Here is a 6,975-nt window from a genome sequence, read left to right as displayed (position 1 = left end):
TCATGCGTATTCAGTTTTCAGGGAATGAAACCAACCTCTTTACCCCAGAATGGGTAAGGAGGTTTTTTGCTTTTAACGTATAGCAATTTTTTTATAAATTCCGGAGCGCATGAAAACTTTCCGCTAAAACGCGGTCGCTCCTCGTTGAACAGGCCTCGATAGAGGTTTTCTTATAGGAAAAGTCAAACTCGCGATTATTTTGTCGATAAGTTAGGCCGAATGACCGACAAGTTCCCTCTTGCAGACGGGTCTTGGGGTAGACTAACATGAGAAGGTACCTGATCCAGGCGTTGGAGTAGGCGAGGTTATGAAGGAGAATCGTTCATGAAAAAAATTCTAATCTTTTCCGCTTCCATCGGTAACGGACACAACCAGGCAGCGCGGGCCATGCAAGAAAGCCTGGCTGAGAGTGGTTGCACATCAATGATCATCGATACGTTGGAATATATTAGCCCCACCTTTCACAAGATTTTGCTGGAAAGCTATATGAATCTGCTAAGGCTGTCACCTAAGATGTGGGGAAGAATTTACCATAATACAGAAAGAACCCGTTTCTTCGATATGAATGTGCTGATGAATAAGTTATTGGCAAACAAACTAAAGAAGCTGATCAACAGTGTACAGCCTGATGCCTTTATTGCTACGCATCCATTTGCAAGCTGTATGCTCTCCGTACTAAAAGGGAGAAATGATTGGAAGGAACCAATCTATACAATCATTACCGACTATACCATCCATCCATCATGGATTAATCACCATATCAATTATTACTTCATCGGTCATGAACAACTGTATTACCTGTTAGACGTTTATCGACAGGACCATCAAAAATTCATTCCGATGGGTATTCCCATCATGAAAAAATTCAGCTTGCCATTGGACGCCGATTTAATTCGGCAAAAGCTGGGCCTCGCACCTGAACAAAAGAGTATTATTCTTTCAGGGGGCGGATTGGGTCTCGGCTCGATGGAAAAGGTATTAGATGGGTTAGAAGAGATTAACATTCCTCTGAAAACCTTTGTGTTAACAGGGACAAACGACAAGCTGTACAATAAAGTGATAAATCGTACGTATCGGCATGAAGTCGTTCCGCTAAAATTCATCAATAACTTCCACGAATACTTGGAAACGGCTGATTTAATTGTCACCAAATCAGGCGGACTTACATCAGCTGAAGTAATGAGTAAACGGGTACCCATGATTATTTACAACCCTCTGCCTGGACAGGAAGAGCGGAACAGCCACTTTTTGCTCAACAACGGATGTGCGGTACACGCAAATCTATCCGAGCAGTTGATTTACTTTATCGATGAACTATTGCATAGCCCGTCCAAGGTGGAATACATGCGTAGAATGGGACAGAAAATCTCGAAGCCAGATGCTGCACAACGAATTACCGAGTTTATCATGGATGATATGAAATTATATCCAAGGGAAGTAGAATAGCTGCCTAGCCAGACAAAATGGAGGAACCCATGACTGTACCATTCGCGATATTATTTGATATGGATGGCACGTTACTTCAAACAGAAAAGCTGTCGACCCCCGCATTTATTCGAACGTTTGACCAGCTTCGTCAAAAAGGACTATGGCATGGGGAAACCCCCGACGAACGTGAGTTGATCAATGTGCTGGGAATGACAATTGAGCAGATCTGGGACAAATTGTTGCCAGACGCGAGTGAGGAAGCCATTCGCTCAGCAGACGCGTTCTTGCTAGATAATGAAATCGAGTTACTTAAAGAAAAAGTGACCGACCTCTATCCAGATGTAAAATCAACACTGGAAAAGCTGCGTGAAAAAGGATTTGCTTTGTTTATAGCAAGCAATGGGCAGGAAGAGTACATCGATGCCATTTGTCAGGAATACGAGTTAAAGCCGCTGATGACCGATCTGTACTCGGCTGGCCGTTTCCGTACGCATTCCAAGAATGACCTAGTTGCAAAATTGTTGTCTGATTACAAAATCGGGCAAGCCATCATGGTAGGAGATCGTCACTCCGATGTGGAAGCAGGCAAGACAAACGGTTTATTTACCATTGGATGCGACTTTGGTTTTGCCAAACCAGGCGAGCTTGATGGGGCAGATGTCATCATCACCAGCTTCTCTCAGCTACTGAATCATTTGCCAGCAATCGACACCAATACGCAAAAACAAGCATAAACCATTCCTCAGGGAGTGGTTTTTTTGTTGATCATGTCCAAGTTTCAAGCGACCCTCTTTTGCCCACACTAGAATGTGTAAGGGACACTTGCGGGCACGCACTAAACCCATTATAATTAAAGTCAAAGATAGTCAAAGTCAATAGGTTACCTCATAAGAAACATACACAGAGGAATAGGAGGCGATGACTTGCGTAATATCTCGGACATCATTGAACATCACTTGAAAAGCATCATTACAAACAGTCCCAATGGATCGATCGAGATTCAGCGTAGTGAGCTTGCCGACCATTTTCAATGTGTGCCGTCTCAGATTAATTACGTCATTAATACGCGCTTTACTGTTCAAAAAGGCTACATCGTAGAAAGTAAGCGCGGGGGCGGCGGGTATATTCGAATACGTAAGGTGCAGATTGTCAGCAAAGCACGCTTGCAGGAATTGCTAACAGAAGAACTGATTGGTGAGAGCATCAGTCAGAGCGTGGGAAATGCGATCGTAGAAAGACTATTGGAGGAAGGATTAGTCAACATCAGAGAAGCCACCTTGATGAAAATCGCTACCTCGCGAAACGTATTGACCCTAGAAGCTGAATTGCGGGATCGTTTGCGGGCAAATATTTTAAAGCAGATGATCGCAGCAATCTTGTTGAAGTAAAAGGAGGTAGGATGTTATGAACTGTGAGGAATGCGGAAAACGACCGGCGACACTTCATTTGACGAAAATCGTCAATGGCGAAAAAACCGAATACCATATTTGCGAGCAGTGCGCTCATGAAAAAGGGGACGTCTTTACCGGCTTTCACAACTTCAGCATCAACAATCTCCTGTCAGGACTTTTAAAATTTGATCCCATGCAAAAGAATGGACGCGAAACGGCAACGAATAAGCCGCTTCAATGCGAAACATGTGGACTCACATATGCTCAATTCAGTAAAAGCGGCCGATTTGGCTGTAGTGATTGCTACACCTTTTTGGGGGATCGACTGGACCCACTTTTCCGCCGGATTCATGGAAACACACAGCATAGTGGTAAAGTACCAGAGCGTACCGGTAGCAAACTAAAGATTCGTAAAGAGCTGGAGCAACTAAAGCAAGCGCTGCAAAGTCATGTCGCCAGTGAAGAGTTCGAGAAGGCAGCAGAAATGCGTGATCGAATTCGAGCATTGGAACAAAAAATGGCCCAATCGTAGCAAGGGAGGTTAGCTGGTTATGTCCCAAAAGCAGTTTATGCAAAACCCGTGGAGCAATTGGATGAAAGGAGAAGGTCCCGATTCCGACATTGTCATCAGTACACGGCTGCGTATCGCCCGTAACCTGCGCCAGCACCCCTTTCCGTTATTGGCAACGGACTCGCAGGGCGAGGAAGTCGTCAGAAAGGTAACGGAAGTAAGCGATTCGGAGGCAATGCGCAAACGTCATCAGCTTCAGGTCATCCATATGGATCAAATTAACCCGTTAGAAAAACGCGTGCTCGTAGAAAAGCATCTGATTAGCCCTCACCTGGCAGAGGAATCTCGCAAAGGTGCTGTATTGCTTCGGGAAGATGAGTCTGTCAGCATTATGGTTAATGAAGAAGACCACATTCGAATACAGGTACTATTACCCGGGTTTCGTTTGAACGAGGCATGGGAAATAGGTACGAAGATAGACGACATTTTTGAGAAAAGCTTGAACTACGCGTTCGACGAAACACGAGGATATCTTACAAGCTGTCCAACTAATGTGGGTACGGGAATTCGTGCATCTGTGATGCTGCACTTGCCAGCTCTGGTGATGACGCAGCAGATCAGCAGAATTTTACAGGCAATTAATCAAGTTGGTCTGGTCGTTAGAGGAATTTACGGAGAGGGCAGCGAAGCTCTAGGGAATCTTTTTCAGTTATCCAATCAGGTCACACTGGGGATGTCTGAGTCGGATATCCTTTCCAATCTCTACGGTGTAGCCAGACAGATCATTGAGCAAGAGCGTGTGGCACGTACGTATTTGCTGGAGCATACACGTGTTTCTTTGGAGGATCGGATTTTTCGGTCGTATGGTATCTTGATGTATGCTCGCACGGTAGAGTCCAAGGAAGCGGCTCAACGTCTGTCCGATGTACGTTTGGGGATTGATTTAGGCATCATACCTAATGTATCTCCGCTCGTTCTAAACGAACTGTTGGTCACGACACAGCCTGGGTTTTTACAACACCACGCTGGTCAAAAGCTCACTCCGGACCAACGCGACGAAAGAAGGGCTAGGCTGATCCGAGAGCGTCTGCGCGTAGTAGAATCACAAGGGTAATGGTATCACGCAATTGTTAACCATATAGAGAAAAAACACGGTTATACGGAGGTGTACGATATGATGTTTGGACGTTTTACAGAACGAGCACAAAAAGTACTGGCGCTTGCCCTAGAAGAGGCGGTTCGTCTCGGGCACAAAGATATTGGGACAGAGCATGTGCTACTGGGACTCATTCGAGAAGGCGAAGGGATTGCTGCAAAGGCACTGCAATCACTTGGGCTTGGCCTCGATAAAATCCAGAGTGAAGTGGAGTCGTTAATCGGGCGAGGAACGGAGCAGTCCGGTAGCAATTACACACCAAACTATACACCTCGCGCCAAAAAGGTTATTGAACTGTCGATGGACGAAGCCCGCAAATTGGGTCATACCTATGTGGGGACTGAACATATTCTGCTTGGCTTGATTCGCGAAGGAGAAGGCATTGCTGCGAGAATCATGAACAATCTGGGCGTTAGCCTGAACAAGGCACGCCAACAGGTGCTCCAGCTGCTTGGCAGCTCGGAAATGATGGCATCTCATCAACCGTCTGGAGGGAACCCAGCGGCGAATACGCCGACACTGGACGGCTTGGCAAGGGATCTGACTGCAATCGCTCGTGATGGCGGGCTGGACCCGGTCATCGGTCGCCAAAAAGAAATCGAGCGTGTGATCCAAGTACTTAGCAGACGTACCAAGAACAACCCTGTTTTGATTGGGGAGCCTGGTGTAGGGAAAACAGCTATCGCAGAAGGTCTTGCCCAAAAAATCGTGAACAACGAAATTCCGGAAACCCTTCGTGATAAACGCGTCATGACACTGGATATGGGAACCGTTGTTGCGGGAACCAAATATCGCGGTGAGTTCGAAGATCGTCTGAAAAAAATCATGGACGAAATTCGCCAAGCAGGAAACATCATCCTGTTTATTGATGAGCTGCATACCTTGATTGGTGCAGGTGGAGCAGAAGGCGCAATCGATGCCTCCAACATTTTGAAGCCTGCCCTGGCACGTGGCGAGTTACAGTGCGTAGGTGCTACTACGCTGGATGAATATCGCAAGTACATCGAAAAAGACGCGGCATTGGAGCGTCGTTTCCAACCGATTCAGGTTGATGAACCGACAGCGGAGGATGCTATTCGTATCCTGCATGGCCTTCGTGATCGTTACGAAGCCCACCATCGTGTCAAAATTACCGATGAAGCAATCGAGCAGGCAGTAAAATTGTCTGACCGCTATATTACGGAACGCTTCCTGCCTGACAAGGCTATCGACTTGGTCGACGAGGCGGCATCCAAGGTCCGCTTGCAATCCTTTACGGTTCCGCCAAACCTCAAAGAGCTGGAGGGACGTCTGGAGGAGGTGCGCAAGGAAAAAGACGCTGCAGTCCAATCACAAGAGTTCGAGGAAGCAGCAGCACTTCGCGATCAGGAGCAAAAACTGCGTGAAGAACTGGATAAAACGAAAAAAGACTGGAAAGAGCGTCAAGGCCAGCTGAACATGGAGGTTACGCCAGAAGACATCGCGCAAGTAGTAGCGAGCTGGACGGGTATTCCTGTGTTGAAGCTGAAGGAAGAAGAAACAGAGCGCTTGCTGAAGATGGAAGAGATTTTGCACGATCGCGTCATTGGTCAAGATGAGGCAGTCAAATCCATTTCGCGTGCGATCCGCCGTGCCCGTGCTGGTTTGAAAGATCCAAAGCGCCCAATCGGTTCGTTTATCTTCCTGGGACCTACCGGTGTGGGTAAAACCGAATTGGCTCGTGCCGTGGCAGAGACGCTTTTCGGTGACGAGGATGCCATGATTCGTGTAGATATGTCCGAGTACATGGAGAAGCACTCCACCGCACGTCTGGTAGGTGCCCCTCCTGGCTACGTAGGCTTTGACGAAGGCGGTCAGCTGACTGAAAAAGTGCGTCGCAAGCCTTACTCCGTCATTTTGCTGGACGAAATCGAGAAAGCCCACCCAGACGTATTCAACATCCTCTTGCAAGTATTGGATGATGGTCGTCTGACAGATTCCAAGGGACGAACGGTTGATTTCCGCAATACGGTTGTCATCATGACTTCCAACGTTGGAGCCAGCATGATCAAGAAAAATACGACGCTCGGCTTCACGACCAACGATTCGGAAAGAAAGTATCAGGATATGAAGGACAAAGTCATGGATGAGCTGAAGAAGAGCTTCCGTCCTGAGTTCTTGAACCGTATCGATGAAGTCATCGTGTTCCACTCTCTGGAGCAAGAGCACATCGAGCAAATCGTATCGCTCATGACAGAAGAGCTGCGTAAACGTTTGAAAGAACAGGACATTGATTTCCAATTGACCGAAGAAGCCAAGAAAGTATTGGCAAAAGAGGGCTTTGATCCGGCCTATGGTGCGCGTCCTCTGCGTCGAGCTATCCAGCGTCACATCGAGGATAATTTGTCCGAGGAATTGCTCAAGGGTACGATCAGTAAAGGCGATACCGTCAATATCGAAGCCGAAGAAGGCAAGCTGGTAGTCAAGCGACTTGAAAAAACGAAATCGTAAGCTGGGTTGAAACGTAATAG

6 protein-coding genes are annotated in these 6,975 nt (G+C 47.0%); all 6 read left to right on the top strand.

The genetic code is table 11. The annotated features are described in order from the left end of the window. The first annotated feature begins 324 nt into the window (after positions 1-324). The 6 genes from C7R91_RS06755 to C7R91_RS06730 all read left to right on the top strand — a co-directional run bounded on the left by C7R91_RS06755 (position 325) and on the right by C7R91_RS06730 (position 6,955). On the top strand, positions 325-1,446 hold the full coding sequence (locus C7R91_RS06755) for a UDP-N-acetylglucosamine--LPS N-acetylglucosamine transferase (RefSeq protein WP_047074763.1): 1,122 nt from the start codon (positions 325-327) through the stop codon (positions 1,444-1,446). Positions 1,447-1,475: 29 nt separating this feature from the next. Then, positions 1,476-2,162 carry an HAD hydrolase-like protein gene (locus C7R91_RS06750; protein WP_047074761.1) on the top strand — a complete coding sequence of 229 codons (687 nt, stop codon included), beginning with the start codon at positions 1,476-1,478 and terminating at the stop codon, positions 2,160-2,162. A 189-nt stretch (positions 2,163-2,351) separates the two neighbouring features. After that, a complete protein-coding gene (locus C7R91_RS06745; RefSeq protein WP_047074759.1) occupies positions 2,352-2,816 on the top strand; it encodes a CtsR family transcriptional regulator in 465 nt (154 codons plus the stop codon). A 16-nt stretch (positions 2,817-2,832) separates the two neighbouring features. Then, complete coding sequence (gene mcsA / locus C7R91_RS06740) at positions 2,833-3,351, top strand: protein-arginine kinase activator protein McsA (RefSeq protein WP_047074757.1); 519 nt, start codon at positions 2,833-2,835, stop codon at positions 3,349-3,351. A 19-nt stretch (positions 3,352-3,370) separates the two neighbouring features. Continuing rightward, the gene (gene mcsB / locus C7R91_RS06735; RefSeq protein ID WP_047074755.1) at positions 3,371-4,444 is read left to right on the top strand and encodes a protein-arginine kinase McsB; all 1,074 of its coding nucleotides are present in this window, start codon (positions 3,371-3,373) and stop codon (positions 4,442-4,444) included. Positions 4,445-4,504: 60 nt separating this feature from the next. Further along, positions 4,505-6,955 carry an ATP-dependent Clp protease ATP-binding subunit gene (locus C7R91_RS06730; RefSeq protein ID WP_016742864.1) on the top strand — a complete coding sequence of 817 codons (2,451 nt, stop codon included), beginning with the start codon at positions 4,505-4,507 and terminating at the stop codon, positions 6,953-6,955. The last annotated feature ends 20 nt before the right edge of the window (positions 6,956-6,975 follow it).

Origin of the sequence: Brevibacillus formosus, assembly GCF_003013405.1 — a bacterium.
Classification (GTDB): domain Bacteria; phylum Bacillota; class Bacilli; order Brevibacillales; family Brevibacillaceae; genus Brevibacillus; species Brevibacillus formosus.
This window is presented reverse-complemented; position numbering and strand designations above follow the sequence as displayed.

Excerpts from the sequence above, each read along its gene's own strand:
- C7R91_RS06755 (WP_047074763.1), top strand. The coding sequence starts at position 325 with ATGAAAAAAATTCTAATCTTTTCCGCTTCCATCGGTAACGGACACAAC.
- C7R91_RS06750 (WP_047074761.1), top strand. The coding sequence starts at position 1,476 with ATGACTGTACCATTCGCGATATTATTTGATATGGATGGCACGTTACTT.
- mcsA (WP_047074757.1), top strand. The coding sequence starts at position 2,833 with ATGAACTGTGAGGAATGCGGAAAACGACCGGCGACACTTCATTTGACG.
- mcsB (WP_047074755.1), top strand. The coding sequence starts at position 3,371 with ATGTCCCAAAAGCAGTTTATGCAAAACCCGTGGAGCAATTGGATGAAA.
- C7R91_RS06730 (WP_016742864.1), top strand. The coding sequence starts at position 4,505 with ATGATGTTTGGACGTTTTACAGAACGAGCACAAAAAGTACTGGCGCTT.